Origin of the sequence: Campylobacter concisus (assembly GCF_002913865.1) — a bacterium.
Classification (GTDB): Bacteria; Campylobacterota; Campylobacteria; order Campylobacterales; family Campylobacteraceae; genus Campylobacter_A; species Campylobacter_A concisus_AM.
Genome location: NZ_POYX01000112.1, coordinates 1 through 1,113, shown reverse-complemented (window position 1 = coordinate 1,113; position 1,113 = coordinate 1). Strand labels below are relative to the sequence as shown.

The 1,113-nt window shown below is 25.6% G+C and carries 1 protein-coding gene; it reads left to right on the top strand.

Features of this window, described 5'->3' with window-relative positions; all coding sequences use genetic code 11:
• The coding region (locus CYP77_RS10020) for a hypothetical protein (protein WP_103599729.1) at nucleotides 1-1,113 on the top strand (1,113 nt) is incomplete at both ends.

Sequence of the window (1,113 nt, the reverse complement as noted above, 5' to 3'; positions counted from 1 at the left end):
ATCTTGGTGATATTTCGTTGCAAACCAGTAATATTTCAATTTTAATTAAGTTACTTTCAGTAAAGAAAGAAAAGTATTTAGAATTAAAGTATGATAATTACAAAGAATCAGCGCTATCAGTAGAGAATATTGATGAAAAAATTTATAGGCAAATTGTTATATTAGAAAAACAAGGCATTTTTGAATCTGGTGTTTCAAGAAAAAAATCAAACAAATTGCTAAAGCTAAAAAATATTTTAGAGGAACTAGAATCTACAGATATTAAAAAGTATGATAATTATTCAAATGAACTTAGGGATATTTATGATGTTATATCAGGTGGTAATATTTTGACATTAGCAGAGTTGCTTGATATTGATATAAAACAGCACAAAAAAGCAATATATCAAAGCTACGAAACAAAAATTTCTGAACAGTTAATTCTAATAAAACAAAAATATGGAGATAAATTTAAAGAAAGTAGTATGTACGTTGCAGAGGGAAAAAAGTTAAAAATTACATTAGACAAATTTAGTACAGAGTATAAGGACCAAGGAAAATTGAAATTTCTTTTAGAAAAAGCAGACTTTATAAAAAATCACTATAAAAGTTTAATAATTTTACTTGGGTTAACACCATTTGTAGTATATTTTGTACTTAATAAAAATATAGGCTACATTCCAATGCCTAACAGTAGCGATATCTTTCCTGTTCTTACTTCATTGGCGCTAGCAGGACTTAGCTTGCTATTTATATTGTATATTGCGCCAATAATGCAATTGATTATTGCATTTTGTATACGAGACATTAAAAGTAATGCAATTTGGTTAGTCTATCTAATTTCTTGTATAGCAACCTTGGTATTAGCTGTACTTATGGTTTATAAAGACTATAATCTTAGTAAAGAAGAAATAGAAATTATTATTTTTATACTCCTTATAATAGATATCTTTATTTACTATCGTTTTAATAGTAAAAAATTGAATAAAAAAGATAAATTCTTTGATTCTTTGCTTCTAGCCCTCTTTGGAATTATTTGCTTTTTAAGCCCATTTATAATTTTTATTACAATTGTTGAGAGAGTTGATTATAGCTCTTTTGAGGATTGTATATTTTTAATACTATTTGTATTAC